Origin of the sequence: Micromonospora sp. RP3T (assembly GCF_003027925.1) — a bacterium.
In the GTDB taxonomy this organism is placed as follows: Bacteria; Actinomycetota; Actinomycetes; order Mycobacteriales; family Micromonosporaceae; genus Micromonospora.
On the sequence record NZ_PYPS01000005.1, the window covers coordinates 211,902 to 238,473 of the forward strand.

The window sequence follows — 26,572 nt, forward strand, 5'->3', positions numbered from 1 at the left end:
GGGCGCGTAGCTCAGTGGGAGAGCACTCGCCTTACAAGCGAGGGGTCGCAGGTTCGAAACCTGCCGCGCCCACCACCTTCCGGACCAGCCCCACCACGCCGCCGTGCACGAGGGACAGGCCACTCAGTTCGCCGACCGCCACCCAGGCGATGTCGTCATGCTCGTCGGGCGCACAGTTGGTCGGAGCGCCGACCCAGTCCCCGACGTGCCAGACGGCCACGTGAACGGCGTCCTCGCCGCTGCCCAGGTGCAGGTCACCCAGGCGTGACGAGGACTCCGCCACGATGCGGACACCGATCTCCTCGTGCATCTCCCGCGCGAGGGCCTGTCGCTCCGACTCACCCGCCTCGACGTGCCCGCCGGGAAGATCCCAGAGATCCGGGTAGGCCCGCCGGCTCGGACTGCGGTGCACCAGCAGGACCGCGCCGTTCTCCACGAGCGCCCCGATGACGACGACATGCATGGCCGGGATTGGAACACAGGGGTGCGTCAAGGTGGCGCCCACCTCGGGCTCGGCCGACGTCGGCGGGCGGGAGCGGGAACGGGAACGGCACTACCTGAGCACGATATGACTCCTCGTCATATTTATGACTCAGGGGTATGACGCTGACCGGCAGATGCTCCTTGCCTGACATGACGCGGAGTAATCACATTTCTCGTTGCTGCCCGGATCGGCGGCGTGAGTCGCCCTACTGGCGGCGTCGGGCGTCCGCCTCGGCGTCGAGCAGCTCGTTCAGCGCCAGCGCCGAGTTGATCAGGGAGAGGTGGCTGAACGCCTGCGGGTAGTTGCCGATCTGCTCACCGGTCGCGGCGATCTCCTCGGCGTACAGGCCGAGGTGGTTGCTGAACGTGAACATCTTCTCGAACGTCAGTCTTGCGTCGTCCAGCCGGCCGGTGCGGGCCAGCGCCTCGACGTACCAGAACGTGCACATGTTGAACGTGCCCTCGTGGCCGGGGAGTCCGTCGGGGGAGTGCTCCGGGTCGTACCGGTGGACCAGGCTGTCGGAGACCAGGTCACGTTCGATCGACGCCAGCGTGGACTTCCACAGCGGGTCACTCGGCGTGATGAAGCCGACCGCCGGCATCGCCAGCAGCGCGGCGTCCAGCACGTTCTCGTCGTACGCCTGCACGAAGCTGCCGCGTTCCCGGTGGTAGCCGCGGGCCATGACCTGGTTGTAGATCCGGTTGCGCTGCTCGGTCCAGCAGGACATGTCCCCGGGGCGGCCGGTGCGGGTGGCCAGCCGGATGGCCCGGTCCAGCGCCACCCAGGACATCACCCGCCCGAACGTGTAGTTGCGGGGGTGGTGGCGGCTCTCCCAGATGCCGGCGTCGCGCTGGTCCCAGTTGTGGCAGAGCCAGTCGACGAGCCGGACGGTGCTCTTCCACACCTGGTGCGACACCCGGATGCCCTGCTCGTCGGCGAGGTGCATGGCGTAGAGCGCCTCGCCGTGGATGTCGAGCTGGAGCTGGTCGGCAGCGCCGTTGCCGATCCGCACCGGCCGGGAACCGCGATAGCCCTCCAGGTGGTCGAGGACCTCCTCGTGCAGGTCGGAGGAGCCGTCCACCCGATACATGATCTTCAGTGGGTCCTGGTGGTCGCCGGCCTCGCGGATCCGCTCGTCCAGCCAGTCCATGTAGCGGCTGACCTCCTCGGTGAACCCGAGGCCGAGCAACGCGTGCACGGAGAACGACGTGTCGCGTACCCAGGTGTAGCGGTAGTCCCAGTTGCGGGTGCCGCCGACCAGCTCGGGCAACGCGGCGGTGGGCGCGGCGATCATCGCGCCGGTCGGCGCGTACGTCATGAGCTTGAGCGTGATGGCGGAGCGTTCGACCATCTCCCGCCAGCGGCCGGTGTAGCGGGACCGCTCGACCCAGCGCCGCCAGTAGTCGCGGGTCCACTCGAACATGCCCTGGACCTCTTCCGGCGGGATGACCCGGGGCTCGGCCCCCTCCGTCTCCAGGACCACCCCGCCGGTGTCGCCCTCGTTCAGCGTGCCGTGGGCGATCAGGTCACCGTCCTCCAGCCGGACGTCACCGCCCTGGGCGAGGAGCTGCCGCACCGGGTCGACCGGGTTGAACGTGAGCGACGCCGACCGGCTGCGGAACACGTACCCGTTCTGGTGCCGTTCCAGGGTGTGCGGCTGGCGCGCGTAGTCGAACCGGGGACGGCACTCCACCCGGAAGCGCATGCTGCCGCGGACCATGTTGACCATGCGGACCAGGCGGTGCGTGTCGGTCGCCCGCTCACCCGTGACCGGCATGAAGTCCATCACCTCGGCGACGCCGTCCGCGCTGATGAACCGCGTGATCAGGATCGGTGTGCCGGGCAGGTAGAGCTGCTTGGTGACGTACCGGACGTCGTGCGGGGCGATCCGGAAGTAGCCGCCCTTCTCCCGGTCCAGCAGCGCGGCGAAGACGCTCGGCGAGTCGAAGCGCGGCGCGCAGAACCAGTCGATCGTCCCGTCGCAGGTCACCAGCGCGGCGGTCTGCAGGTCGCCGATGAGCCCGTGATCCTCGATCGCCGGATAGCTCTCCACGTCGCCCCCCGGTGTCGACTGCCTCCTGCGCATTCCAACCTAGGGGAAGAATTGTCAGGTTAGGGCCGTTTCGCGGTCCGCCGCCCGCCGCCCGCCTCGACCGCCGCGCGCGTCTCCGCGGCCACCAGATCCGCGTTGATCATCGCGGCCGTCCGGGCGCCGGCCGCCGCCGCGGCTCCGACCTGCGCGGACAGGTCGGTCACGTTCCCCGCCACCCACACCCCGGGAACCTCGGTACGCCCCGCCGGGTCGGCCGGCACGTACTCGCCCGAACCGCTCTCATGCGGCGCCACGCGCAGCCCCAGCGTGGCCAGGAACCCGGCCCGCGCCACCATCCGGGGCGCGACGGTCAGCACCTCCCGGCTGACCGTGCGGCCGTCGCGCAGGCGCACCCCGGTCAACCGGTCCCCGACCACCTCGACGGCCGCGACCTCGCCCTCGACCACCGGCACGCCGCGCGCGGCGAGCTGCTCCGCCTGCTCGTCGGTGAGCGGCGGCGCGGTGTGGCGGAGATAGACCACGTCGTCGCTCCACTGCCGGAACAGCAGCACCTGGTGCACCGACATCGGGCCGCTGCCGATCACCCCGATCGGCCGGTCACGTACCTCCCACCCGTGGCAGTACGGGCAGTGCACCAGATCCCGGCCCCAGCGCTCGCGCAACCCGGCCACCTCCGGCAGCTCGTCGACCAGGCCGGTGGCCACCAGCACCTGGCCGGCCCGCACCCGACGACCGTCGGCCAGCGCCACGTCGAACCCCTCGCCGTCGCGGGTCACCGTCTCGACCTCGCCGGTGAGCAGGTGACCGCCGTAGCGGCGGACCTCGTCGCGCCCGCGTGCCAGCAGCTCGGCCGGCGGCACGCCGTCGAGACCCAGCAGCGCGTGCACCCCGTCGGCCGGCGCGTTGCGCGGGCTGCCCCCATCGACCACCAGCACCGACCGGCGCGCCCGAGCCAGCATCAGCGCGCCGCTCAGACCGGCTGCGCCGCCGCCGATCACCAACACCTCGTAGCCGTCCTGCCGTATCTCGGTCATCGTGACCACCTCCGCGCCCAGCGTGCGACGACCCTGGGCGCGGAAGCAAACCTTGTTGCCAACGTGGCAAACTGGCGGGATGGATGACGACCTCGACCGGGCGCTCGACGCGGTCGGCCCCCGCCTGCGCGCGTTGCGCCGCGAGCGGGAGACCACGCTCGCCGACCTCTCCGCCACGACCGGCATCTCGGTGAGCACGCTGTCCCGGCTGGAGTCCGGCGGCCGGCGGCCCACGCTGGAGCTGCTCCTTCCGCTGGCCAAGGCGTACGGCGTCGCCCTGGACGAACTGGTCGGCGCGCCACCCACCGGCGACCCCCGGATCCACCTGCGGCCGGTCGCCGCGCACGGGATGACCATGCTGCCGCTCACCCGGCGGCCCGGCGGCATCCAGGCGTACAAGCTGATCATCCCGGCCGGCGGCCGGGCCGAGCCCGACCCGAAGACCCACGAGGGGTACGAGTGGGTCTACGTGCTCAACGGGCACTTGCGTCTGGTGCTCGGCGAGCACGACCTGGTGCTCGTGCCCGGCGAGGCGGCCGAGTTCGACACCCGCGTCCCGCACTGGTTCGGCCGTGCCGACGCCGACGGCGTGGAGTTCCTCAGCCTCTTCGGCAGCCAGGGCGAGCGGGCCCACCTGCGGGCCCGCCCCCGCGGCCGGGAGTGATCCCGCCCCGGAGCGCCGGCCGGGGCGGCACGATCAGCGGGTGAGCTATGCGGACGTGCGCGGACTGCGGATCTGGTACGAGGTGCACGGCACCGGCAAGCCGCTGGTCCTGCTGCACGGCTCCTACGGGTCGACCGGGACGTTCGCCCCGGTCCGGTCCGCGCTGGCGGCGCGCCGGCGGCTGATCGCGGTCGACCTGCGGGGCCACGGCCGCACCGCCGGCGTGGACCGGCCCCTGCGGTACGAGTCGATGGCCGACGACGTGGCCGGGCTGCTGCGGCACCTCGACCTGCCCGAGGTCGACCTGCTCGGCTACTCGCTCGGCGGCGGCGTGGCCCTGCGTACCGCGATCCGGCATCCCGCGCTGGTCCGCCGCCTGGTCCTGGTCTCCACGCCGTTCCGGCGCGGCGGCTGGCACCCGCGGGTGCTGGCCGCGATGTCCACGCACGACGAACGCGCCGCCGAACGGATGCGGGGCACCCCGCCGTACGAGCGGTACGCGGAGGTCGCGCCCCGGCCGCAGGACTGGCCGGCGCTCTGGGCGCGCAGCGGTGAGCTGCTGCGCCGCGACTACGACTGGTCGGCCGAGGTGGCCGCGCTGCCGATGCCGGTGCTGCTGGTCTTCGCGGACGCCGACGCCATCCCGATGAGTCACGTGGCCGAGTTCTTCGGCCTGCTCGGTGGCGGCCACCGGGACCCGGGCGACGACGGATCGGACCGTCCCGCGTCCCGGTTGGCCGTGCTGCCCGGCCTGACCCACGACGAGGTGGTGGCGTCGCCCGCGCTGCCGGCGGCGGTGCTGCCGTTCCTCACGCACGTGGCGCGCGCCCCCGGCTGACCGAACCGCGTCGACCGCGGCGTGGACCGGCTCGTCGCCGGACGCCACGTCTGCGAAACCGTCGGCCGGCATCACGATCGGCCATCCGCAACGACCCCGCACCGGAATGAACGCCGGCCGACCGGCTGATGGCCGAGGGCTATCCTCGGAGGACAGGCCGTGGGTCAGCTGACGAGGTGGTCGATGCTGAAGGATCTGGCTGCGGATCGGCATGCGCAGGTGGACACCCGTCGCCGCAACCTCGGCGCGCTGCTCCGCCGGGTCCATCTGGGCGGCGCGGCCTCCCGCGTCGAGCTGGCCGACTGGCTGGGCGTCAACCGCAGCACGGTCATGGCGCTCACGGCGGACCTCGCGGCGGCCGGCCTGGTGCGGGAGGTGCCCGCCACGACGAGCGGTCGGGCGGGACGTCCGTCGTTCGTGGTCCGCCCGGAATCGGAAGCCGTCCACGTCCTCGCCTTCGACATCGCGGTGGACCGGCTCGTGGCCGCCCGCGTCGACCTGGGCGGGACGGTCTCGGCCCGGCTCGAGGCGACCCGGGCCCGCGCCGGGGCCGACCTCGACGCGGTGGTGTCCGTGCTCGCCGACTTCGGGCGGGCGCTGCACCACGACGCGCCGCCGACGTCGGTGTGCGTGGGCATCGGCGCGTCCTACTGCGGGATGATCCGGCCCGGGGACGGGATGGTCCGCTTCGGGCCGGACCTGGGGTGGGTGGACCAGGCGTTCGGCGCGGAACTGGCCCGCCGGCTGGATCTCGGCCTGCCGGTGCTGGTCGGCAACGAGGCCCACCTGGGCGCGATGGCCGAGCACCGACGCGGCGCCGGCGTCGGCGCGCAGAACCTGATCTACCTGCACGGTGACGTCGGCGTGGGCGGCGGGATCATCGTCGGCGGGGACCTGCTCGACGGCGACGGCGGGTACGGTTCCGAGGTCGGGCACATGCTGGTCAACCCGTACCGGGGGCGGCCCTGTGGCTGCGGCTCGCGCGGGTGCCTGGAGGCCGAGGTGGGTGAGCGGGCGCTGCTCGACGAGGCCGGCCGCCCGGCCGACCACCGGGGGCGCGAGGCGGTGCGCGCCGTGGTCGTCGCCGCCGAGCAGGGGGATGCCGCGGCCCGCGAGGCGCTGCGGCGCATCGGTGACTGGCTGGGCATCGGCGTGGCGAACCTGATCAACCTGTTCAACCCCGGCGTGGTGATCTTCGGCGGGACGCTGCGCGAGGTGTTCCCGGGCACCGCGGCCCAGCAGGTCCGCAACCGGATCGCCGCCAACGTGCTCCCCGTCTCGCGCGACAAGGCCCACCTGCGCGTCTCCGCGCTGGGCTACGACGCCACCCTGATCGGCGCCGCCGAACTCGCCTTCACCCCGCTACTGACCAACCCCCTCGCCCCCCGCCCCTGACCCCCCACCCGTTTGTCGATCTTGCAGAAGTGGCCCGGGCGGAAAGGGCGTATCGGGCTTCCGGGGGGCCGCAACCGCAAGATCGCCGAGGTGGTTGGGGACGGTGGGCAGGGTCAGGGGTTCAGGCGGCGGGTCAGCCAGGGGAGCAGGGCGTCGGCCTGGAGTCGCTGGAACGCGCGCACGGTCGGGATGCCGGGCGGCGGTGGTCGACGGGCGCCGTCCAGGAAGAAGCCGGTGAGGCCGGCCAGCACCCCGGTCAGATCGGCCGGGTCGACGCGCGCGGTGAGCGGCCGGGAGTCCAGTAGGGCGTCCGGGTCGTGGCCGCCGTACACCTGCACGTTGACGACGGTGAGCAGGGTGTCCAGCCAGGTCGGCCCGCGACAGGCCCAGGGCCAGTCGACCACGGTGACCCGACCGTCCGGGCCGAGCAGCAGGTTGTCGGCGCGGACGTCGAGGTGGCAGAGCGTGTCGCCGCCCAGCGCGGCGAGGCCGCGGTCGGCGGCGGCGCACAGCTCGGCCAGGTGGTCGCGGGCCCACGGGTCGAGATCGGCGGGCGGATCGTCGGCGAGGCGTCGCCAGCCGGCGAAGTCGTGGCCGAGCGCCTCGGCCGCGGTGGTGGTCGCGACCGTGGGGGCCGGGGTGAGCGTCGCGGCCATCGTCTCCAGCGTGGACAGCACGACGGCCAGTTCGCCGGCGTCCCACGGGGTGACCGGGTGCCGGCCCTCGACGTCGGCGTAGACCAGCGCGATCCACTCGCCGTCGTCGTGGCTGCCGAGCAGCCGGGGCGTCGGCGCGGCCGGCGGCAGCGCGGCGGCGATCCGGGCCTCCGCGCGGTGCATGGTCGGTGTGTGCTGGTTCTGCGCGGGGCTGACCGCCTTGACGAAGGCTCGTCCGCCGCGCGCGGTGCGGACCCGGTCGGCGGTGCCGGGGGAGAAGCCGCCCGGCTGCGACTCCGCCGCCACCACCCGGTCGTCGAGGATGGCCTCGACCGCGGCGCGTACGTGGGCCGGCAGCTCGTGCCAGTGGAGTCGGTTCTTCGTCGGGCTGTTCACCCGTTCCACGGTGCGCGCCGCCCGCCCGCCGGACAACCGAGTTAAGCGGGGCCCCCGCCTCTACCGAATGCGTTAACAGGGGGCCCCTCCTTTCACCGCGCGTAGTGCAGCACCGCGACGCCGCTGTCGAACGGGTGGGTGGCGGTGAGCGTGAACCGCCTCGGGTCGAAGCCGCGGTCGACCAGCGGGACGCCGCTACCGGCCACCACCGGGTTGAGCTTGACCACCAGCTCGTCGATCTCGTCGAGGAGCTGGCCGGCGAGGTTGCCGCCGCCGCAGAGCCAGATGTCGCCGCCGGGGCGCGTCTTCAGCTCGCGGACGAACGCCGCCGGCTCGCCGGTCACCACCGAGACGTCCGGATGGTCGGCCGGGTCCAGGGAGCGGCTGAAGACGTACTGCTCCAGGTGGGCGTAGGGGCTGGTGACGCCGACCTTCAGGGCCGGCTCGTAGGTGGCGCGACCCATCACCACGGCGTCGAAGCGGCCGGTGGGTGGCGACGGGACGCCGAGCTGGGCGTGGGCGAACGTGGGCAGCGTCTGCGGCCAGTCGGACACCAGGTAGGGGGCCACGTCCGGCTCCAACGGAAGGAAGTCGAACGACCCGTCGGGGGCGGCGATGAAGCCGTCGAGCGTGCTGGCGACGAAGTAGACGAGCGAGCGCAAACCGACTCCGATGTCCGGGATAACCACGACGGCCGTCGTGGTTCGGCGACGAATGTACAACACCTGTCGTGGTCGTTGCTAGGGTGTTCGGCGTGGCCAGGAACCCGGAACGCCGTAACCTGCTCGCCGACGCCGGCCTGCGCATCCTCGCCGCCGCCGGCGCGCGGGGGCTGACCCACCGGGCGGTCGACGCCGAGGCGGGCGTGCCCACCGGCACGGCCTCCAACTACTTCCCGTCCCGATCGGCGCTGCTCGCCGGCCTGGCCGAACGGATCTTCGACCGGATCGCCCCCGACCCGGCGGTGGTGGCCGACCTCGGCCGGCGGGAGCCGTCGCTCGCGCTGTTCACCGACTACCTGCGCGACATCGTCGCCCGCACCACCCGCGAGCCCGACCTCACTCGGGCGCTGTTCGAGCTGCGGCTGGAGGCCGCCCGCCACCCCGAGCTGCGGGCCGCGCTCGGCGACGTGCTCCGCCGGGGGTACGCCGACGACGTCGCCTTCCACGTCGCCGCCGGCCTGCCCGGCGGGGCGTACGAGATCGCGCTGCTGCACTACGCGGTCGACGGGCTCCTGCTCGACCTGCTCACCACCTCGATCGACGCCGGGTTCGACCCCGATCAGGTGGTCTCCACCCTGGTCTCCCGTCTGGTCCGCGGCGCGGACCTCGCCCCCTGAGACCGGCACCCGACCGGGTTACCCCGGCGTGCGCAGCGGGAACGCTGGCCCGGACGCCGCGGAAAGGAGCATCGGATGACCGGAGGCACCGGACTGACCATCGGCGTGCTCGGCTCGTACGGCGGACGCAACCTCGGCGACGAGGCGATCCTCACGGGTCTCCTGGCCGACCTGCGCCAGCACGAGCCGAACGCGCGGATCATCGTGTTCTCCCGCAACCCGGCGCACACCGCGCTGGCCCACCCCGAGGTCGAGGCGGTGCCGTGGGAGGGCGTCAGCCGGGTCGACTCGTCCCAGGTGCTCAACCAGCTCGACCTGCTCATCCTGGGCGGCGGCGGGATCCTCTACGACAAGGAGGCCCGGCGTTACCTACGGGTGGTCCGGGTCGCCCAGGAGCGGGGCCTGCCGCTGCTCACGTACGCGGTCGGCGTCGGTCCGCTCACCGACGGGGTGGACACCGGCATGGTCCGCGAGACGCTGGCGCAGGCCGTCGAGGTGACCGTCCGGGACCAGGAGTCGCGGATGGTGCTGGAGGAGGCCGGCCTGGTCAACCCGATCACCGTCACCGGCGACCCGGCGTTCCTGCTCACGCCCGAGGAGTTCCCCGCGCAGTGGCTGCGCGAGGAGGGCGTGCCGGCCGGTTCGCGACTGGTGGGGCTGAGCGTGCGCGAGCCGGGCCGGGCCGCGGAACGCCTCGACGTGGACGGCTACCACCGGCTGCTCGCCCAGATCGGCGACTTCCTGGTGCACCGGATCGACGCGCACGTCCTCTTCGTCCCGATGGAACGTGACGACATCCGGCACTCGCACGGCGTGCTGTCGCACATGATCGCCGCGGACCGGGGCCGGATCCTGCACGGCGACTACCGGCCGACGCAGATCCTCGGACTGATGCGCCACTTCGACCTGGCGGTCGGCATGCGGCTGCACTTCCTGATCTTCGCCGCCATGATGAACACGCCGTTCCTGCCGCTGCCGTACGCCGGCAAGGTCTTCGACCTGGCCCAGCGGCTCGGCGTGCCGGCGCTTCGCGGCATGGAGCGGGAGGTGGAGGGTCCGCTGCTGGCCGAGGTGGACCGGTTGTGGGACGAGCGGGCGGCCCGCGCCGACGAGACCGCCCGCCGGGTGGCCGAGGTCTGCGACCAGGCGCGGGGCACCTCGCAGGTGACCCGCAGCGTGCTGGACAGCATCCGGGCCCGCGCGCTGAGCCCGGTGGCCTGAGCCGGCGCGCTCAGACCGCTGGGCCGCGCCAGGTGTAGACCCATTCGTGCTCCGGCCGGTCGTCCGACTCCAGCTCGTAGATCTGCGCCTCCGCCAGTCCACCCGCCCCGAGGTGGTGGTGGGTCAGCGGCGGACGGCCGTTGCTGTCCAGTTCGACCGTGACGGTCTCGCCGTCGGCCGCGCCGCCGACCAGGGGAATGTGCACCGTGGAAGCCATGCGCCCATCCTGCCCCGACCGGCGCGCACGCGCAGCGGATAGCGGGGCAGCGGGCGGCCGGTCCGGCGACTAGGGTCCGGGCATGGCGACCCCGACGATCGACCCGACACTCGGTCCGGTCCTCGCCCGCACGGGCGACGAACGGGCGATCCTCGACGCGTTCCTCGACTTCCACCGCGCCACCGTGCTGCGCAAGGCGCGCGGCCTCACCGACGCCGACGCCGGTCGACGGCTGGTGCCCTCGATGACCACGCTGGCCGGGCTGCTCAAGCACCTCGCCCTGGTCGAGGGAAACTGGTTCGTCCGGCTGTTCGCGCCGGAGCCGGGCGACGTCTACCTCACCTCCCAGGCCGACGCCGGCGCCAGCTTCACGCTCGGCCCCGACGACACGGTCGAGGCGCTCGCCGCTGCCTACGAGGCAGCCTGCGCCCGGTCCCGCGCGGTCGCCGCCCGGTTCGACCTCGACCACGTGGTGCCGCATCCCCAGCTCGGCGAGGTGTCGCTGCGATGGGTGCTGGTGCACCTGATCGAGGAGACCGCCCGGCACGCCGGGCACGCCGACATCCTGCGCGAGCTGACCGACGGCGAGACCGGCGCGATCTGAGCGTCGGAGCGGCCTCGTTCCGGCCGGCGGGGCCCGCTCCGGCCACGGCGGGGCCCGCTCCGGCCACGGCGGGGCCCGCTCCGGCCACGGCGGGGCCCGCTCCGGCCACGGCGGCACCCGTCGAGCCGCCGGCCCGCGGGCGTCACGCGCGGGGCAGCAGCCCGTCCGGATACTCCATCCCGTCGTGGGTGCACGCGGCGGCGGCCACCCGGGCGGCGTAGCGGGCCGCGTCGAGCGGGTCGGCACCCCGCAGCCGGGCCGCGATCAGGCCGGCGGCGAACGCGTCCCCGGCGCCGTTGGTGTCCACCACCGGCGTCGGTGGGGTGACGGCGGGCACGTGCGCCGGCGGCGCGTCCGGGGTGTGCAGCGTCGCGCCGGCCGCCCCGCCGGTGACCAGCACCGTGCGCGGCGCCAGCCCGGCCGCCGCCTTGCCGGCCCGCTCGCCCAGTTTCACGTCGCTGACGAACACCAGCCCGGCGGCCTCGGCGAACGGTCGGTGGTAGTCGTTCTCGCCGTCCCAGTCGTGCAGATCGGTGGAGAGGGACGCGGCACCGCGGAGTGTCGGCAGCGCGTCCCGAGCCCAATCCATGATCGACACGTGCGTGTGGGCCGCGCCGGCGACCAGCGCGGCCAGCTCCGCCTCGTCGAACGGCGCCGCCGGGCCGGACCAGGGGCGCGGGTCGTACAACGACATCCGCCGGCCGGCCGGGTCGACCAGGTTCACCGACCGGCGGGTGCCGGCCGGCGCGTCCACCAGCACGGTCCGCACCGAGGTACGCGCCAGCGCCGCCCGCACCACGTCGCCGGCCGGATCGGCGCCCAGCACGTCGACGAGTGTCACCCGCAGGCCGAGCGCGTGCGCGGCCAGCGCCACCCCGGCCCCGGTGTTGCCGATCCGCAGCTCGACCGGGGGCACGGTCAGCGAGTCGGCGGCAGGCAACGGCAGCGCGGGCACCCGGGCGCGTACGTCCACGCCCAGTCCGCCGATCACGAGGAGGTCGACCATGGCGCCGACGATATCCGCGCCGGGCCGCCTATCCTGGCCCCGGACGTCGGCGAGGGGGAGAGCGTGCTGATCATCCACGGGCTGTGGCTGCCCGGTGCGGGGCTCGCCCTCTGGGCCGAGGACGGCACGCTGCCGGCCACCGCGCCGCGCCGGCCCGGCCGTGCGCCCCGGGAACGGCCGCACCCGTTCGCCGCCGACCACGCCACGCTGGCCGCCGCGCTCGATCCGACGCCGGGTGAGCCGATCTCCGTGCTGCTCGGCCTGCCCACCCGCGCCGGCTCGCCGGTGGACTCGCCGGAGCTGGTCCGGGCCGCCGTCGGGGAGCCGGCCCGCGGCCCGGTCACCCGCGCCGGTTGGCGGGTCCCCGCCCTGGCGTACGCCCCGGACGACGCGTACGCGCTGCTGCGCGCGCCCCGGCCGGACCCGGTCGGGGCCAGCGTGCGACACCTGGCCGAGCTGGCCGACTTCGCCGCCGACCTGGTCACCCGGGGCCGCCTGCTCCCCGGCCTGAGCGGTAAGGAGGGGCCCCCGCTTAACGCCTCCGGTAGAGAAGGGGCCCCTTCTCACCACCCGGCGCGAGCCCGGCGACGGCTCCGGACGGTGGCGGAGGCCGACGTGGCGACCGCGCTGGCGCTCTGGCGGCCACTGCTCACCGGTACGGACGCGGGCCGGGCCCGCGACCTGGCGCTGGCCCTGCCCCCGGCGGCCCGCGCCGCCCGCGAGTGGCAGCCGGCGCCGCCGGGTGCGGTTGTCGTCGCCCCGGCAACGACAACCGCACCCACACTGCCGGCCGCCCACCGGCCGGCACCGCCGAGCAGCACCGCCGTGCACCCGCTCGCGGCGATCGACCGGCGCCAGGCAGGCCAGCCCGCGGCGGCCGGTCGGGTCGGGGCGGCCGGTCAGTTCGCGGTGGCCGGGCGGGCGGAGGGCGTGGGGGCGGGCGAACTGGTGGCGGATGCGCTGGACGCGCTCGTCGACGCCGCCGCCCGGGCGGCCCTGGCCGACACCCGGCTGCACCGGGGCATGCGACCCGGTGGTCCGGTGCCGCGCTGGCTGGCCGCGCTCACCGGCCCGGAGCGCGCCTTCACCACCGAGCCGACCGCGTTGGCGATGTTGCGGCGCGAGCTGGACGCCTGGCAGCGCGACGCCGCCGGCGGCGCGGTACGGGCCACGTTCCGCCTGGTCGAGCCGGTCGTCGACCCGGTCGCCGAACTGGTCGAGGGCGGCGCGTGGCGGGTGGAGTTCGGCCTGCACCCGACCGACGAGCCGGGGCTGGTGGTCGACGCCGGGCACATCTGGCAGCGGCCCGTGCCCGCGCTCGCCGCGCGCGGCATCGACCCGCAGGAGACACTGCTGGCGGAGCTGGGCCGGGCCAGCCGGCTCTGGCCGGAGGTGGACGCGGCGCTGCGTACCGCCGCGCCGGAGGGGATGGAACTGGACGCCGAGGGCGCGCACCGGTTCCTGCGCGAGGGGGCGCCGGTGCTGCACGCCGCCGGTTTCGGGGTGCTGCTGCCGTCCTGGTGGCGGCGTTCCTCGTCCCGTCTCGGCGCCCGGCTGCGGGCGCGCAGCCGCACCGCGCCGGGCGCGGTGGCCACCGCCGCCGGCACGCTGGGGATGGACGCGCTCGTCGACTACCGCTGGGAGGTGGCGCTCGGCGACCAGCCGCTGACCGCCGAGGAGTTGGCATCGCTGGCCGACCTGAAGTCGCCGCTGGTCCGGCTGCGCGGTCGCTGGGTCGAGCTGGACCCGCAGCGGCTGGAGGCCGGGCTGCGCCTGCTGCGGTCCTCCGGCGAGCTGACCGTGGCTGACCTGCTGCGGATGGGGCTCGCCGGCGAGGAGGGCGGTGGCGAGCTGCCGGTGCTGGACGTGGTCGCCGACGGGGCGCTCGGCGAACTGCTGGCCGGCGAGGCGGAGCGTCGACTCACCCCGGCCGACCCGCCACCGGGCTTCGTCGGGACGCTGCGGCCGTACCAGCGGCGCGGCCTGGCCTGGCTGACCTTCCTCCAGTCGTTGGGGCTGGGCGGGATCCTCGCCGACGACATGGGGCTGGGCAAGACGGTGCAGCTGCTCGCGTTGCTCGCCGGCGACCCGCCGCAGGCCGGACCCACGCTGCTGGTGTGCCCGATGTCGCTGGTCGGCAACTGGCAGCGGGAGGCCGCGACGTTCGCGCCCGACCTGCGCGTGCACGTGCACCACGGCGCGGAGCGGACCCGGGGCGAGGAGTTCGGCGCCGCCGTGCAGGAGGCGGACCTGGTGCTCACCACCTACTCGGTGGCCGCCCGGGACGCCGTCGACCTGGCCGGCGTGGACTGGCACCGGGTGGTGGTGGACGAGGCACAGGCGATCAAGAACGCCGCGACCCGGCAGGCCGAGGCGGTCCGGGCGCTGCCCGCGCGGCACCGGGTCGCAGTCACCGGTACGCCTGTCGAGAACCGGCTCGCGGACCTCTGGTCGATCATGCAGTTCGCCAATCCGGGGCTGCTCGGCCCGGCCGCGACGTTCCGCAAGCGGTTCGCCGAGCCGATCGAGCGGCACGGCGACGCCGAGGTGGCCGAGCGGCTGCGCCGCGTCACCGGTCCGTTCGTGCTGCGGCGGCTCAAGACCGATCCGTCGATCATCACCGACCTGCCGGAGAAGCTGGAGATGGAGGTGCTCTGCAACCTCACCGCCGAGCAGGCCGCGCTCTACCGGGCCGTGGTCGACGACATGATGGCGAAGATCGAGTCCAGTGACGGGATCGAGCGCCGAGGGCTGGTGCTGGCCACCATGACCCGGCTCAAGCAGGTCTGCAACCATCCCGCCCAGTTGCTGCACGACGGCTCCGCGCTGGCCGGTCGCTCCGGCAAGCTGGAACGGCTCGACGAGATCGTCGACGAGGTGCTCGCGGCGGACGAGAGGGCGCTGCTGTTCACCCAGTACGCCGAGTTCGGCGGGATGCTGCGCGGGCACCTGTCGGCGCGTACCGCCCGGGAGGTGTTGTTCCTGCACGGCGGCGTCGGCAAGGCCGAGCGGGACGCCCTGGTCACCCGGTTCCAGTCGCCGGACGGCCCGCCGCTGTTCGTGCTCTCGCTCAAGGCCGGCGGCACCGGGCTCACGCTGACCGCCGCCAACCACGTGGTGCACGTGGACCGCTGGTGGAACCCGGCGGTCGAGGACCAGGCCACCGACCGGGCGTTCCGCATCGGCCAGCGTCGTCGCGTGCAGGTACGCAAGTTCGTCTGCGCCGGCACGGTGGAGGAGAAGGTGGCCGCGATGATCGACGACAAGCGGAACCTGGCCCGGTCGGTGGTGGGCAGCGGCGAGCAGTGGGTCACCGAGTTGTCCACCGAGACGCTGCGGGAGCTGTTCACGCTGGAGGCCGGGGCGGTGGTGGAGTGAGCACGGGTCCCCGCTTCGACGAGTACGGGCCACCGCTGCGGGTCGAGGGTGGGCTGCGGGCGCGCAGCACCCGGGGCGCGATCGGGCGGTCCTGGTGGTCGCGGCGGTTCCTGGAGGTGCTGGAGTCGTTCGCGCTCGGCTCCCGGCTCACTCGGGGCCGGGCGTACGCGCGCCGGGGGCAGGTGCTCCGGCTGGACGTCGCGCCCGGACTCGTCACCGCCGAGGTGCAGGGGTCGCGGCCGGCTCCGTACCCGGTGCGGATCGGGCTGTCCGCGTACCCGGAGGAGGTCTGGCGTCGGGTCGAGGCGGAGCTGGCCGGGCAGGCGTTCTTCAGCGCCCGGCTGCTCGCCGGTGATCTGCCGGCGGAGCTGGAGGAGTTGTTCGCCGCGGCGGGCGCGCCGCTGTTCCCGGCCGAGGTGGGCGAGCTGGCGCAGCGCTGTGGCTGCCCCGACTTCGCGGTGCCGTGCAAGCACCTCGCGGCCACGTTCTACCTGCTCGCCGAGGCGTTCGACGCGGACCCGTTCCGGCTGCTGCACTGGCGCGGCCGGTCCCGGGCCGATCTGCTGGACCGGCTGCGGACGCTACGCGGAGTCCGGCCCGACACGGCGGCGTCGTCGATCGGGTCGGCGGACCCGCCGGTCGGGACGGCAGCGGCGGCGTCGGCCGGGTCGAGGGACCGGCCGGCCGGGACGGCGATGTCGTCGTCGGCCGGGTCGGCGGACCCACCGGCCGGGGCGGCGACGGTGTCGGTGACCGGCGCCGGGCGGGTGCTGGCCGGGTTGACGCCGATCGAGCCGGCGGTGGAGCTGGACCGGTTCTGGCTCTCACCGGTGGCGCTGCCTGACCGTCCGCCCACCCTGGACACCGGCCCGGAGCTGCTGCTGCGGCAGCTCGGCCCACCCGGCGCCGAGATCGGTGGGCCGGGCCTGGTCGAGCGGCTGCGCCGCGGGTACAAGGTCTTCGGCGAGGCGCCGATCGGTTAAGAAGGGGCCCCGCCTCTACCGGAGGCGTTAACAGGGGGCCCGGCCTTACGTTCACCGCAGGCGGTGGCGGAAGCGCCACATCACGGCCGCGTTGGCGACCAGCACCGTGGCGCAGATCGCCCCGGCCAACCGCCCGGCCAGCACGGTCATCGCCGGCAGCGAGGCCCACAGCGTGATCGTCAACAGCATCAGGTACCGGCCCCGGCGACCCCTGATCCGGTTGTCCAACCGGGCGAAGAACCGCGGATCGCTCTCCCGCAGCTGACGGGTGATCTGTTCGAACCTGCGCTGATCCTCTTGGCTGAGCATGGCGATGCCTTCCCCTCACGGCTTCAGCGGTTCGGCGGCTTACCCGGATTCCCCGCCCGTCACGCCCCCTGCCCCTGCTCGTTTCCCGCCACCCCGCGACAACGAGCGCCCGGTTTCCCGGAAAGAGTGGTCATCCGAGGCGGAATGGCCCCTCTTTCCGGGAATCTGCGCGGCGGGAGGGTGGGGAAGCGTGAGCGGAGCGGGCGGGGGAGAGGGGTAGGGGAGGCTTAGCGGTGCCTTAAGTTTGCCTGTGGGGGTGAACGGGGGGTGAGGGCCCGATGGCGGGCGAAACCTCGCGTCCGGGCGGTTGGCGGGTGAGTCGGCCCTGCTCCGGGGGGTGCCGGGGGGAGGGGGCGACGCCGAGTGCCCCGCGCCGGGCCTGAGCACCGTCTTAAGTGTGCTCAGGAGCCGCTCCGGGCCGCCTTGAGCAGCCGGTCCGGCCTGGCTACTTTCCCGTAGCAACTCTCCGGCAACCGTCGCCGCCCCTCCCACCCAACCCCCGGGTGGCAGGCGTGCCGGCGCTCGAAGAAAACGGGATAGCTACATGGCCGACCTGAACGTGCCACCGCGTCGACCTCGGGACGACCGCGGCTGGGACGGATACCAGCACCCCCATCCGGACGGGTACCGCGATCTGGGCGCCACCGCCCCGTACGCCGGCGGTCACCCCGCCCCGGCGCCGCAGCCCGCCCCGGGCCCCCAGTGGGTCGGACCGAACGGCTTCGCCCCGGCCGGCCACGCGCCCGGCGCGGGTCACCCCCAGCCGCACCCCGGCTACGCCCAGCCGCAGTCCGGCTACGCCGAGCCGCACGCCGGCTACGGCCAGCCCGCCGGTGGGTACCCGCCGCCGGCCGGCCCGGGACTGCCCAACCTGGACGACGACTCCGACGACGCCCCGAGTCGTGGCCGGCGTCGTGCCCTCGCCACGCTCGGCGGCGCGGCGGTGGTCGCCGGCGGCGCGGCCTTCGCGCTCTCCCCGCAGTTGCGCGGCATCTTCTCCGACAGCCCGGCCGCCGGTGACGCCACCGGCACGGTGACCACCGACGGCACCCAGGCGCGGCCCAGCGGCCAGCAGCCCAGCACGGTGCGGACCTACACCGAGCAGAACGAGAGCTACATGGGCTCCCGGGCGGGGGCGGCGCTCAAGCGCAACGCCCCGACCGGCGGCCGGATCTTCGGCAGCCCGGCGGCGGCCGCGGCGGCGACCCAGGTGACCGTGAAGACGGTGCTCGCCAAGGACCCGATCCGGCACCTGCTGAGCCGGACCACGTTCGGCCCGACGCCGACGATGATGGCCGAGGTCAAGAAGCTCGGCATCGACGACTGGCTGCGCCGGCAGCTCGAGCCGGAGAAGATCGCGCCGACCAAGGCCGAGCTGAAGCTGGCCGAGCTGCCCTCGCTGAAGCTCAGCCCGACCCAGCTCCGCGAGCAGCGCGACCAGCTCAACGAGCGCGGCGTCGACCCGGCCCGGGAGACGGTGGACGCCACCATCGCCCGGCAGATCTGGTCCGACCGCCAGCTCTTCGAGGTGATGGTCGACTTCTGGAACGACTTCCTGCACGTGGCCGCCGACTTCGACGGCGGCGAGACGTACCGCAACTCGTTCGACAAGGACGTCATCCGCAAGTACGCGCTGGGCAGCTACCCGGACATGCTGGTCGCCGCGAACAAGCACCCGTCGCTGCTGCTCTACCTGAACCAGGTCGACTCGCGCAAGGACGCGATCAACGAGAACCTGGCCCGGGAGAACCTCGAGCTGTACTCGGTCGGCGTCGACGGCGGCTACACCGAGAAGGACGTGCGGCAGGCCGCCATGCTCCAGACCGGGCGGGGCGTCGCGGACGGCAAGTACATGTTCTTCGGCGACCGGCACTACGTCGGCAAGGTGAAGATCCTCGGGTTCAGCCACGCCAACAACTCGAACGACCCGAAGGTCGCCGACAAGGTGATCGACTCGTACATCAGGTACATCGCGCTGCACCCGTCGACCGCGAAGTACGTGGCCCAGAACCTGGCCACCCGGTTCGTGTCCGACACGCCGCCGAAGTCGATCGTGGACCGGCTGGCGAAGGCGTACACCACCAACAAGGGCAACATCCGGCCGGTGCTGGCCACGCTGTTCAGCTCCTCGGAGTTCTGGGCCGCGGTCGGCCAGAAGGTCCGCCGCCCGATGGAGTACCTGGTCGCCACGTACCGGTCGCTGGGCGTGGGCCCGGACGCGACCGCCGGGTTCGAGGGCGACCAGCGGCGTACGCCGTTCGCCCAGGGCCTGCGGCAGATCCAGGACAAGATGCGCGAGCTGGGCCAGTACCCGATGGGCAAGCCCACGCCGGACGGCTACGCCGACGTCTACCTGGCCTGGACCTCGGCCGGCACCATGGTCGACGGCTGGAACGAGGCCGGCGACCTGCTCGGCGGCTGGCGCAAGCAGTTCACCTACGCGAAGCCGGAGAAGTTGGTGGCGAAGCCGCCGACGACCGCCGGGGCGTACGTGGACGCGTTGGCGCAGAAGCTCGTGCACCAGAAGCTCAGCGCCAAGGAGAAGAAGCTCGTGCTCGCCGTGGCCGGGGTGTCCGAGGGCGCCAAGGTCGACGCCACCTTCAACGGGGCCATCGCCGCGGTCGCGCGGACGATCCTCGCGTCCCCCCAGCACCACCTCCGGTGAGGCATTCGATGGAGATGACCGTGAACCCGTACCCCCTGCACCCCGAATGCCCCGACGTGCGGCGACTGGCCGACAACCCGACCGAGGCGCTGCTGCGCGCCGAGGCGGACATCGTCGCGGCCGAGAACGCGGCCGAGGCCGACCGGTACCGCCGGCTGGAGGAGGTCGAGGAGGCCCAGCAGGACGGCCGGGGCGTCACCCGGCGTACCTTCGTGGCCGGCGCGGCGGCCACCGCGACCGCGCTGGCGACCGCGCAGTTCGTGACCACCTCGGCGTCGTTCGCGGCGACCAAGACCGGCACGCTGATCCACGTCTTCCTCTACGGCGGGCTGGACGGCCTGAGCCTGGTCGCCCCGGCGAACGACCCGGTGCTCGGCAAGTCCCGCCCCGACCTGCTGCTCGGCAACGACTCGCTGGCCCTGGCCCGCGGCTTCAAGCTGACCAGCGCGTTCGCCCCGCTGGAGAAGTGGCTCAAGGCCGGCCAGCTCGGCTTCGTGCCGGCCGTGTCGGACCCGCGGCTGTCCCGCAGCCACTTCCAGGCCGCCGACGCCTGCAACCTGGGTGGCCTGCCCGGTGAGACCGGTGGCCGGGGCTGGCTGGACAGCCTGGTCGACACGCTCGGCAAGGGCACCGCGTTCCGCAGCGTCGGGATCGGCAGCACGCTGCCCCGCTCGCTCGTCGGCGTGAACGGCGCGATCTCCCTCAACAACGTCGGTGAGCTGCGGCTCAACGGCGACGACAAGTACCGCGCGGCCACCGAGAAGGCGATCCGCGGCCTGTTCACCGGCATCAACCACCCGGTGGAGGAGGCGGTCATCGAGGGCATGGGCGCGCTGTCCACCGCCCAGAAGCTCGCCGCCAAGCCGTACGCCGCCGCGGCCGGCGTCAAGTACGAGGGCGTCGGGAACGCGTTCCAGCAGCTCGCCCAGCTCATCAAGGGCGGGGCGAACGTGCGGGTGGCGACCGTCGGCATGGGCGGCTACGACACCCACGAGAACCAGGGCACCAGCGAGGGCGGCCAGCTCTGGCGGCGGCTCAACGAGCTGGCCAACGCGATGGCCGCGTTCTTCACCGACCTGGGTGACAAGGCCGCGGACGTGACGGTCATGGTGTCCAGCGAGTTCGGCCGGCGGGTCGCCTCGAACAGCGGCGGCACCGACCACGGGCACGGCGGCGTGGTCACCGTGCTGTCCGGGCGCAAGCTCGCCGGCTCGCTGCTGGGCACCTGGAACGGCCTGGACAAGTTGGACAGCGGCGACGTGCCGGAGTACAACAACATGTTCAACGTCTACGGGTCGGTGGCGCAGGGCCGCTTCGGCCTGACCGCCGCCCAGGTGGACAAGGTCTTCCCCCGGCAGAAGTTCACCCCGATCAAGATGTACGCGTGACGTATCAGCACACCGACGCCGCCGGCCGTCGTACCGGGCACTCCGCCCCGTACGGCGGCCGTCCGGCTGCTCCCGTACCACCGGGCCGGCCGCGTCGCGGGCCCGGCGGCCGGCGGGCGCTCGCGGCGGCGTTCTGGCTCGGTCTGGTCCTCGCGGTCCTGCCGTGGTGGCTGGCCACCCCGGCCGGCTCGCTGGCCGACACCGCCGACCTGCTCACCGCCGGTGGCCGGATCACCGGCCTGATCGCCGGCTACCTGCTGCTGGTGCAGGTGCTGGCGATGAGCCGGCTCGGCGTGCTGGAACGGGTGCTGGGCGGCGAGCGGATCTCCCGGCTGCACCGGGACCTCGGCGCGACGCTGCTGGTGGCGGTGCTCACGCATACCGCGCTGCTGCTGGTGGGCTACGCCCGGCAGGAGCGCAACTCGGTGTTCGGCGAGGTCGGCGCGCTGCTCACCGACTACGACGACATGCTCTCCGCGTTCGTGGCCGCCGGGATCATGGTGGTGGTCGGGTTCACCGCGGTCCGCGGCATCCGCCGCCGGCTGCCCTACGAACTCTGGTACGCGCTGCACCTGACCAGCTATCTCACCCTGCTGCTCGGCTACGCGCACCAGTTCAGCAACGGCGCCCAGCTCTACGAGCCGGGGCCGGTGCGTACCGGCTGGATCGCCGCGTACCTGCTGGTGGTGGCCGCGCTGGCGTGGGGCCGGATCATCGCGCCGCTGGTGTTCAACCTGCGGCACAAGCTGCGGGTGGCCGACGTGGTGGCGGAGAGCCCGGACACCGTCTCGGTCTATCTGACCGGGCAGCGGCTCAACCAGATCGACATGCTCGGCGGCCAGTACTTCCGCTGGCGCTTCCTCAACCCCGGCGGCTGGTGGCAGTCGCACCCGTTCTCGGTCTCGGCGGCGGCCAACGGCCGCTGGCTGCGGCTCACCGTGAAGGTGGTCGGCGGGCACACCGCCGACCTGCGCGACCTCACCCCGGGCACCCGGGTGTGGGCGGAGGGCCCGTCCGGCACGTTCACCGCCGCGCACCGCACCCGGGAGCGGGCGCTGCTCATCGCCGGTGGCAGCGGCATCGCGCCGCTGCGGGCCATGCTGGAGGAGCTGCCGCCCGGCGCGGCGCTGATCTACCGCGCGCGTACCCCGGCCGACGTGCTGCTGCACCGGGAGCTGGACTGGCTCGCCCAGGCCCGGCAGACCTCGGTCTGGTACGTCATCGGCCGCCGCGACGACCCCGGGCCCCGCCAGGTGATGAACCCGGAGGGGCTGCGCCACCTGGTGCCCGACCTGACCCGCCGTGACGTCTACCTGTGCGGGCCGGGAGGCCTGGTCGACGAGACCGTGCGGGTGCTGCGGGCCGCCGGCGTGCCCCGCCGCCAGATCCACCTCACCGCGTTCGAGCTGTAGGAAGGCATCCACCATGCGTCGCGCGCTGATCGCGATCACCGGACTGGCCGCCGGCACCACCGCGCTGGTGGTCCTCAAGGGCGGCCCCGGCGCCGGGCAGGCCACCGCCGGTGACGTGCCGGCCGCGTCGGCTCCGGTCGCGCCGGGCGGCTCGCCCGCACCCGACGCCCCGCCGCCCACCGCGGCCGGCGTGACACCGTCGGCGGCGCCCAGCACCTCGGCGAAGCCGAGCGCGAAGCCCTCCGCCGACCGGACCCCGGCGACCCGGACCAGCACCCGGCCCCGGACCGCCCCGGCCGCGCCGAAGACCACCACGAAGGCGCCGAAGCCCACCACGCGGACGGTCACCGGGCCGACCGTCACCTATCGGTACGGGTCGCTGCGGGTGCAGATCACGCTGAGCGGCAGCCGTATCGTCGACGCGACCGGGCTGGACATGCCGGTCGGCGGCCAGGAGGGGCAGCGCGCCGACGACGTGCAGGCCCGCTACAGCGGCAGCTCGGGCGAGGTGGTGGCGAAGCAGAGCGCCAACCTGAACACCGTCTCCGGCGCCACGTACACCAGCACCGCGTACAAGCAGTCGTTGCAGTCCGCCCTCGACAAGGCGTGACGCGGTTGGCCGCCGCCGGCCGGCCCGGCCTGCGTCGGGTCGAGCAGATCATGGGTACGGCGATCAGCCTCGACCTGGCCGACGACCTGCCCGCCGCCACGTCGCACGAGCTGGCCGAGCGCACGTTCGACTGGCTGCGCGAGGTGGACGCCCGGTTCAGCACGTACCGGGACGACAGCGAGGTGTGCCGGCTGGACCGGGGCGAGCTGCGGGCGGTCGACGCCTCCGCCGACCTGCGGGCGGTGCTGGCGCGCTGCGCCGACCTGTGGACGGCCACGGACGGCTTCTTCGACGCGTACGCCACCGGGCGGCTGGACCCGTCCGGCTACGTGAAGGGGTGGGCGGCGCAGGTCGCCTCGGACCGCCTGGTGGCGGCCGGCGCCCCGAACCACTGCCTGAACGCCGGCGGCGACGTCCGGGTCCGGGGGCACGGCCCGACCGGCGAGCCGTGGCGGGTCGGGGTGCGGCATCCGTGGGACCCGGCGGCCACCTGTCTGGTGCTGACCGGCACCGACCTGGCGGTCGCCACCTCCGGTGTCTACGAGCGCGGCCACCACGTGGTCGACCCGCGCCGGGGCACGCCGGCGGCCGGCCTGCGCTCGGTCACCGTGGTCGGCCCCGACCTGGGCGTGGCGGACGCGTACGCCACGGCGGCGGTGGCCATGGGCGAGCCCGGCATCGCCTGGTTGGACCGGCTGCCCGCGCCCTGGCGGCACGCCGTGGTGACGGACGACGCCCGTCTCCTCCGTTCCCACGCCCTGCCCGCAACCTCCTGACCCCCGGCCCGCCGGATGCGCTGTTTCACGGAAAGAGTGCCTATCCGGCCGCGCACAGGCACTCTTTCCGTGAAACAGCGCGAAGGGGGACAGTGCGAAGGGGGACAGTGCGAAGAGGGGCAACGGGGGCGCGGGTCAGCGGAGAGGGCGGTGGAGGATGGCGGGGCGGGAGCCTGGGGGGCGGGCACCCGGAGGGCGGGCGCCGCGGGGGCGGGTGAAGGCCCACAGGTGCGGGCGGCGGCGGTGGTGCGGTGGTGGTTCGGTGCCGCCGGTGTGGCGGGCCGCGTCGTCCCTGGACATCCTCAACCCCCGCTCTGGCGCGGATGCGCCCTCGCCCGGCTCAACGAGCCCGGTGGCGGGGAGGTCGCTCTCGGCGACAGTCGGGCAGTCGACCTGTCGGGTCAGCGACCCCGGCGGGGCAGCGGGAGGTGACCGGGGAACAGCTCCGGGGTGAGCGTGACGCCGGCTGCCCGCAACGCCGCGATCAGCGCGTTCTGCACCAGGTAGGAGTCGGGGAGCTGCCAGCGGGCCTGTTCCGGGGCGACCGCCCAGCGCACCGCGCCCTCGGGCAGTCGGGTGGGCGGGGCCGGGATCCACGAGCCGGGGCCGTGCCGCACCACGTGGAAGCAGTGCTCCAGCTCCGGTCGCAGCGGGTCGCCGGGGCGGACCAGGAACATCCAGCGGCCGGTCGGGGTGACCAGAACCGGCCCCCGTACGCCGAAGCCGGCCGGGTGGGCGGCGACCGTCTCCAGCACCTGCCGGCCCAGGTGGGCGGCGACCTCCAGCACGTCGAACGCGCGCCCGGTGGGCAGCAGCACCCCGTGCGGGCGGCTGCGCCACCAGGTGGCCACCCGGGCCGGGTCGGCGCTGGCCGCGTGGTCCCACTCCTCCAGCGCGGGGTGGCAGCCCACCGTGGGGCAGCCGGCCCGGCCGCAGACGAAGCGGCTGTTGGCGAGGCAGGCGCCGGGCGTGACCGGCCAGCCGTGCAGCGCGTACCGGATCGCGACCCGTCGCAGCCGGACCCGCTCCAGCGGCGACAGGTGAGCGACGCGCGGTCGGACGTTCCCCCACATGTGTGCCATCCCCTCTCGCCCCACCGAATCGTCCACCGCCACGCGTCGAGAACCGTCACTGCCGTAACCCGGGATCGTTGACCTGACGAATGGCCGGTGCAACTTGCACGAAAACTATGAGAACTGGCTGGACGGCTGACGTACAACCTGTGCGACCAGGGCAAATCTGGTGAACGTGCGGTGACTGGCCGGCGCCGACAGGGGGAGGGAGTGGGGATGGACGAACTACCCATAGGCCGGCGGGTGGCGTACTGGCGGAGCCGTCGCAAGATGTCCCAACAGGTCTTCGCCGACCGGCTCGGCAAGTCCAAGAGCTGGGTGGACAAGGTGGAGCGCGGGGTCCGCCGGTTGGACAAGTTCTCCGTGCTCTACGAGATCGCCGACATCCTCCAGATCGACGTGCAACTGCTGCACGGCAAGGACCCGGAGCGCCGCAGCGACGCGCTCAACTGCATCGACCAGGTCGAGGTGGAGGAGATCCGCTCCGCCCTGGAGCGCTACGACTCGATGAGCGCCTACTTCGACGCGGCGCCGTACCCGCCACCGCTCGCCGACATGCGCAAGGCGGTCAACCACGCCTGGCTCACCTACCAGTACGGCCGCTACGGCATGCTCACCCGGGCGCTGCCCAAGCTGCTGCGCGACGCCCAGGCGGCGGACGCCGTCTACGGCGGCGACGACCAGGGCCGGGAGGCCGCCCACCTGCTCGGGCAGGTCTACCAGATCGCCTCCTCGGTGCTGCGCAAGCTGGGCGAGTGCAACCTGGCCTGGCTGGCCGCCGACCGGTCGATGGCGGTCGCCCAGCGGGCCGACGACCCGCTGCTCGCCGGCATCGCCACCACCCGGGTCTGCAACGCGCTCGTCGCGATGGGCCGCCCCCGCCCCGCGCTCGAACTCAACGTGCGGATCGCCGACCGGCTCGCCCCCGGCAGCGACACCGAGGCCCGGCCGGAGCGTCTCTCGGTCTACGGCTCGCTGCTGCTCCAGGGCGCCATGGCCGCCGCCCGGATCGGCGACTCGGCGACCGTGGACGACCTGATCAGCGGCGCCGCCGAGGCGGCCGTCCTGCTCGGCGCCGACCACAACCACTACTGGACGTCGTTCGGCCCGACCAACCTGGAGCTGCACCGCGCCGCCGCGGCGGTCGAGTTGGGCGACGGCGGCCGGGCGGTGGAGACCCACCAGCGGCTGCCCACCGCGGCGTTCAACGCGCTCCTGCCGGAGCGGCGCGCGCACCACCTGCTCGACCTGGCCCGGGGGTACGCCCAGATCGGCGACGTCGCCAACGCCGGCGACATGCTGTTGCAGGGCGACCGGCTCGCGCCCTCCGAGATCCGGTGCCGGCCCATCGCCCACGAACTGATGTCGGACGTGCTCCGTCGCACACGTGGTGCGCCACCACCGCCGATTGCGGAGTTGGCTGAGCACATGGGAGTCGGAGTATGAGCGCGGGCCGGGGCCGATGAGCGGTCCGCACAGCAGCGACGGGCGCCGTGGGGTGCTCTACGTCATCGCCTGCGGTTCGCCGCTGGCCCGTCACGTCGGCCGGCTGGTCGACCTCGCCCGGTCCGACGGCTGGACGGTCTGCGTGGTCACCACGCCGGACGGCGCGAAGTTCGTCGACCGGACGGCGTTGGCCCGGCAGACCGGCCACCCGGTCCGTACGCACTACAAGAACCCGGGTGACCAGGACGTGCTGCCCCCCGCGGACGCCATGCTGGTCTGCCCGGCGACTGTCAACACGGTCAACAAGTGGGCGGCGGGCATCACCGACACGCTCGCGCTCGGCCTGTTGATCGAGGCGCAGGGGCTCGGCGTGCCGATCGCGGCGGTCCCGTTCACGAACGTGGCGATGGCCGGGCACCCGGCGTTCCGGGCCAGCCTGAACCGGCTCGCCGAGTGGGGCGTCCGGGTGGTCTTCGGCGACCACGTCGTACGCCTGCACCCGCCCGGGACCGGCGAGCAGCACCTGGACGCCTTCCCCTGGGAGGCCGGCCTGGCCGCCCTGCGCGGCGCGGCCCGTCCGTTGGCCGCCTGAGGTGTAAGCACGGGCCCCTTGTCAACGCATTCG

At 73.9% G+C, this 26,572-nt stretch carries 24 protein-coding genes and 1 tRNA gene; 16 read left to right on the forward strand and 9 right to left on the reverse strand.

Annotated elements, in window-relative coordinates:
* A tRNA-Val gene (locus C8054_RS06725) sits at nucleotides 1-75 on the forward strand.
* Here C8054_RS06725 and C8054_RS06730 read toward each other — a convergent pair.
* The 3 genes from C8054_RS06730 to C8054_RS06740 all read right to left on the reverse strand — a co-directional run bounded on the left by C8054_RS06730 (nucleotide 32) and on the right by C8054_RS06740 (nucleotide 3,571).
* Nucleotides 32-463: an NUDIX domain-containing protein gene (locus C8054_RS06730; RefSeq protein WP_107155896.1), complete on the reverse strand. Its 432-nt coding sequence runs from the start codon at nucleotides 461-463 to the stop codon at nucleotides 32-34. The two genes, C8054_RS06725 and C8054_RS06730, sit on opposite strands and share 44 nt — an antisense overlap.
* A gap of 226 nt (nucleotides 464-689) precedes the next feature.
* Nucleotides 690-2,537: a glycoside hydrolase family 15 protein gene (locus C8054_RS06735; RefSeq protein WP_107155849.1), complete on the reverse strand. Its 1,848-nt coding sequence runs from the start codon at nucleotides 2,535-2,537 to the stop codon at nucleotides 690-692.
* Nucleotides 2,538-2,596: 59 nt separating this feature from the next.
* On the reverse strand, nucleotides 2,597-3,571 hold the full coding sequence (locus C8054_RS06740) for an NAD(P)/FAD-dependent oxidoreductase (RefSeq protein ID WP_107155850.1): 975 nt from the start codon (nucleotides 3,569-3,571) through the stop codon (nucleotides 2,597-2,599).
* A gap of 79 nt (nucleotides 3,572-3,650) precedes the next feature.
* On the opposite strand from C8054_RS06740, the gene C8054_RS06745 reads away from it, so the two are divergent.
* The 3 genes from C8054_RS06745 (at nucleotide 3,651) to C8054_RS06755 (ending at nucleotide 6,468) form a co-directional block, all read left to right on the forward strand.
* Nucleotides 3,651-4,235: a helix-turn-helix domain-containing protein gene (locus tag C8054_RS06745; RefSeq protein ID WP_107155851.1), complete on the forward strand. Its 585-nt coding sequence runs from the start codon at nucleotides 3,651-3,653 to the stop codon at nucleotides 4,233-4,235.
* Nucleotides 4,236-4,275: 40 nt separating this feature from the next.
* Nucleotides 4,276-5,073, forward strand: a complete 798-nt coding sequence (locus C8054_RS06750) for an alpha/beta fold hydrolase (RefSeq protein WP_107155852.1) — start codon at nucleotides 4,276-4,278, stop codon at nucleotides 5,071-5,073.
* Nucleotides 5,074-5,256: 183 nt separating this feature from the next.
* The gene (locus C8054_RS06755) at nucleotides 5,257-6,468 is read left to right on the forward strand and encodes an ROK family transcriptional regulator (protein ID WP_107155853.1); all 1,212 of its coding nucleotides are present in this window, start codon (nucleotides 5,257-5,259) and stop codon (nucleotides 6,466-6,468) included.
* A gap of 113 nt (nucleotides 6,469-6,581) precedes the next feature.
* Here C8054_RS06755 and C8054_RS06760 read toward each other — a convergent pair whose 3' ends face one another.
* Together C8054_RS06760 and C8054_RS06765 are read right to left on the reverse strand one after the other, a co-directional pair.
* Nucleotides 6,582-7,520, reverse strand: coding sequence for a phosphotransferase family protein (locus C8054_RS06760; protein ID WP_107155897.1), 939 nt, complete (start codon nucleotides 7,518-7,520; stop codon nucleotides 6,582-6,584).
* Between the two features lie 92 nt (nucleotides 7,521-7,612).
* Nucleotides 7,613-8,209: a dihydrofolate reductase family protein gene (locus C8054_RS06765; RefSeq protein WP_107155854.1), complete on the reverse strand. Its 597-nt coding sequence runs from the start codon at nucleotides 8,207-8,209 to the stop codon at nucleotides 7,613-7,615.
* A gap of 65 nt (nucleotides 8,210-8,274) precedes the next feature.
* On the opposite strand from C8054_RS06765, the gene C8054_RS06770 reads away from it, so the two are divergent.
* Both C8054_RS06770 and C8054_RS06775 read left to right on the forward strand, forming a co-directional pair.
* The gene (locus C8054_RS06770; protein WP_107155898.1) at nucleotides 8,275-8,859 is read left to right on the forward strand and encodes a TetR/AcrR family transcriptional regulator; all 585 of its coding nucleotides are present in this window, start codon (nucleotides 8,275-8,277) and stop codon (nucleotides 8,857-8,859) included.
* Nucleotides 8,860-8,934: 75 nt separating this feature from the next.
* Entirely contained in the window at nucleotides 8,935-10,080 is a 1,146-nt protein-coding gene (locus tag C8054_RS06775) for a polysaccharide pyruvyl transferase family protein (RefSeq protein ID WP_107155855.1), read from the forward strand.
* Nucleotides 10,081-10,090: 10 nt separating this feature from the next.
* Here C8054_RS06775 and C8054_RS06780 read toward each other — a convergent pair whose 3' ends face one another.
* A complete protein-coding gene (locus C8054_RS06780; protein WP_107155856.1) occupies nucleotides 10,091-10,297 on the reverse strand; it encodes a hypothetical protein in 207 nt (68 codons plus the stop codon).
* A gap of 82 nt (nucleotides 10,298-10,379) precedes the next feature.
* On the opposite strand from C8054_RS06780, the gene C8054_RS06785 reads away from it, so the two are divergent.
* On the forward strand, nucleotides 10,380-10,901 hold the full coding sequence (locus C8054_RS06785) for a DinB family protein (protein ID WP_107155857.1): 522 nt from the start codon (nucleotides 10,380-10,382) through the stop codon (nucleotides 10,899-10,901).
* A gap of 142 nt (nucleotides 10,902-11,043) precedes the next feature.
* Here C8054_RS06785 and C8054_RS06795 read toward each other — a convergent pair whose 3' ends face one another.
* Nucleotides 11,044-11,907 (reverse strand): carbohydrate kinase family protein, encoded by an 864-nt coding sequence (locus C8054_RS06795; protein WP_107155858.1) that lies wholly within the window; start codon nucleotides 11,905-11,907, stop codon nucleotides 11,044-11,046.
* 63 nt (nucleotides 11,908-11,970) lie between these two features.
* Here C8054_RS06795 and C8054_RS06800 point away from each other — a divergent pair, with 63 nt between their 5' ends.
* Both C8054_RS06800 and C8054_RS06805 read left to right on the forward strand, forming a co-directional pair.
* Entirely contained in the window at nucleotides 11,971-15,285 is a 3,315-nt protein-coding gene (locus C8054_RS06800; protein ID WP_107155859.1) for a DEAD/DEAH box helicase, read from the forward strand.
* Nucleotides 15,282-16,268, forward strand: coding sequence for an SWIM zinc finger family protein (locus tag C8054_RS06805; protein ID WP_107155860.1), 987 nt, complete (start codon nucleotides 15,282-15,284; stop codon nucleotides 16,266-16,268). Before C8054_RS06800 ends, C8054_RS06805 begins: the two co-directional genes overlap by 4 nt.
* 51 nt (nucleotides 16,269-16,319) lie before the next feature.
* Here the strand turns inward: C8054_RS06805 and C8054_RS06810 are convergent, their stop codons facing one another.
* Complete coding sequence (locus tag C8054_RS06810; protein WP_107155861.1) at nucleotides 16,320-16,577, reverse strand: DUF3040 domain-containing protein; 258 nt, start codon at nucleotides 16,575-16,577, stop codon at nucleotides 16,320-16,322.
* Between the two features lie 544 nt (nucleotides 16,578-17,121).
* Between C8054_RS06810 and C8054_RS06815 the strand changes: the two genes are divergently transcribed.
* The 5 genes from C8054_RS06815 to C8054_RS06835 are packed head-to-tail and all read left to right on the forward strand — an operon-like array spanning nucleotide 17,122 to nucleotide 23,428.
* A complete protein-coding gene (locus C8054_RS06815) occupies nucleotides 17,122-19,242 on the forward strand; it encodes a DUF1800 domain-containing protein (protein WP_107155862.1) in 2,121 nt (706 codons plus the stop codon).
* Nucleotides 19,243-19,256: 14 nt separating this feature from the next.
* Nucleotides 19,257-20,630, forward strand: coding sequence for a DUF1501 domain-containing protein (locus C8054_RS06820; protein WP_233219523.1), 1,374 nt, complete (start codon nucleotides 19,257-19,259; stop codon nucleotides 20,628-20,630).
* Complete coding sequence (locus C8054_RS06825; RefSeq protein ID WP_107155864.1) at nucleotides 20,627-22,042, forward strand: ferric reductase-like transmembrane domain-containing protein; 1,416 nt, start codon at nucleotides 20,627-20,629, stop codon at nucleotides 22,040-22,042. Before C8054_RS06820 ends, C8054_RS06825 begins: the two co-directional genes overlap by 4 nt.
* 13 nt (nucleotides 22,043-22,055) lie before the next feature.
* Complete coding sequence (locus C8054_RS06830) at nucleotides 22,056-22,652, forward strand: FMN-binding protein (protein WP_107155865.1); 597 nt, start codon at nucleotides 22,056-22,058, stop codon at nucleotides 22,650-22,652.
* A gap of 50 nt (nucleotides 22,653-22,702) precedes the next feature.
* Nucleotides 22,703-23,428: an FAD:protein FMN transferase gene (locus tag C8054_RS06835; protein ID WP_107155899.1), complete on the forward strand. Its 726-nt coding sequence runs from the start codon at nucleotides 22,703-22,705 to the stop codon at nucleotides 23,426-23,428.
* A 401-nt stretch (nucleotides 23,429-23,829) separates the two neighbouring features.
* On the opposite strand, the gene C8054_RS06845 is transcribed toward C8054_RS06835, so the two are convergent.
* Nucleotides 23,830-24,501, reverse strand: coding sequence for a bifunctional DNA primase/polymerase (locus C8054_RS06845; protein ID WP_107155866.1), 672 nt, complete (start codon nucleotides 24,499-24,501; stop codon nucleotides 23,830-23,832).
* Nucleotides 24,502-24,717: 216 nt separating this feature from the next.
* Here C8054_RS06845 and C8054_RS06850 point away from each other — a divergent pair, with 216 nt between their 5' ends.
* Both C8054_RS06850 and C8054_RS06855 read left to right on the forward strand, forming a co-directional pair.
* The gene (locus C8054_RS06850; protein WP_107155867.1) at nucleotides 24,718-25,947 is read left to right on the forward strand and encodes a helix-turn-helix domain-containing protein; all 1,230 of its coding nucleotides are present in this window, start codon (nucleotides 24,718-24,720) and stop codon (nucleotides 25,945-25,947) included.
* Nucleotides 25,948-25,963: 16 nt separating this feature from the next.
* Nucleotides 25,964-26,539, forward strand: coding sequence for a flavoprotein (locus C8054_RS06855; protein ID WP_107155868.1), 576 nt, complete (start codon nucleotides 25,964-25,966; stop codon nucleotides 26,537-26,539).
* Nucleotides 26,540-26,572: the final 33 nt, after the last annotated feature.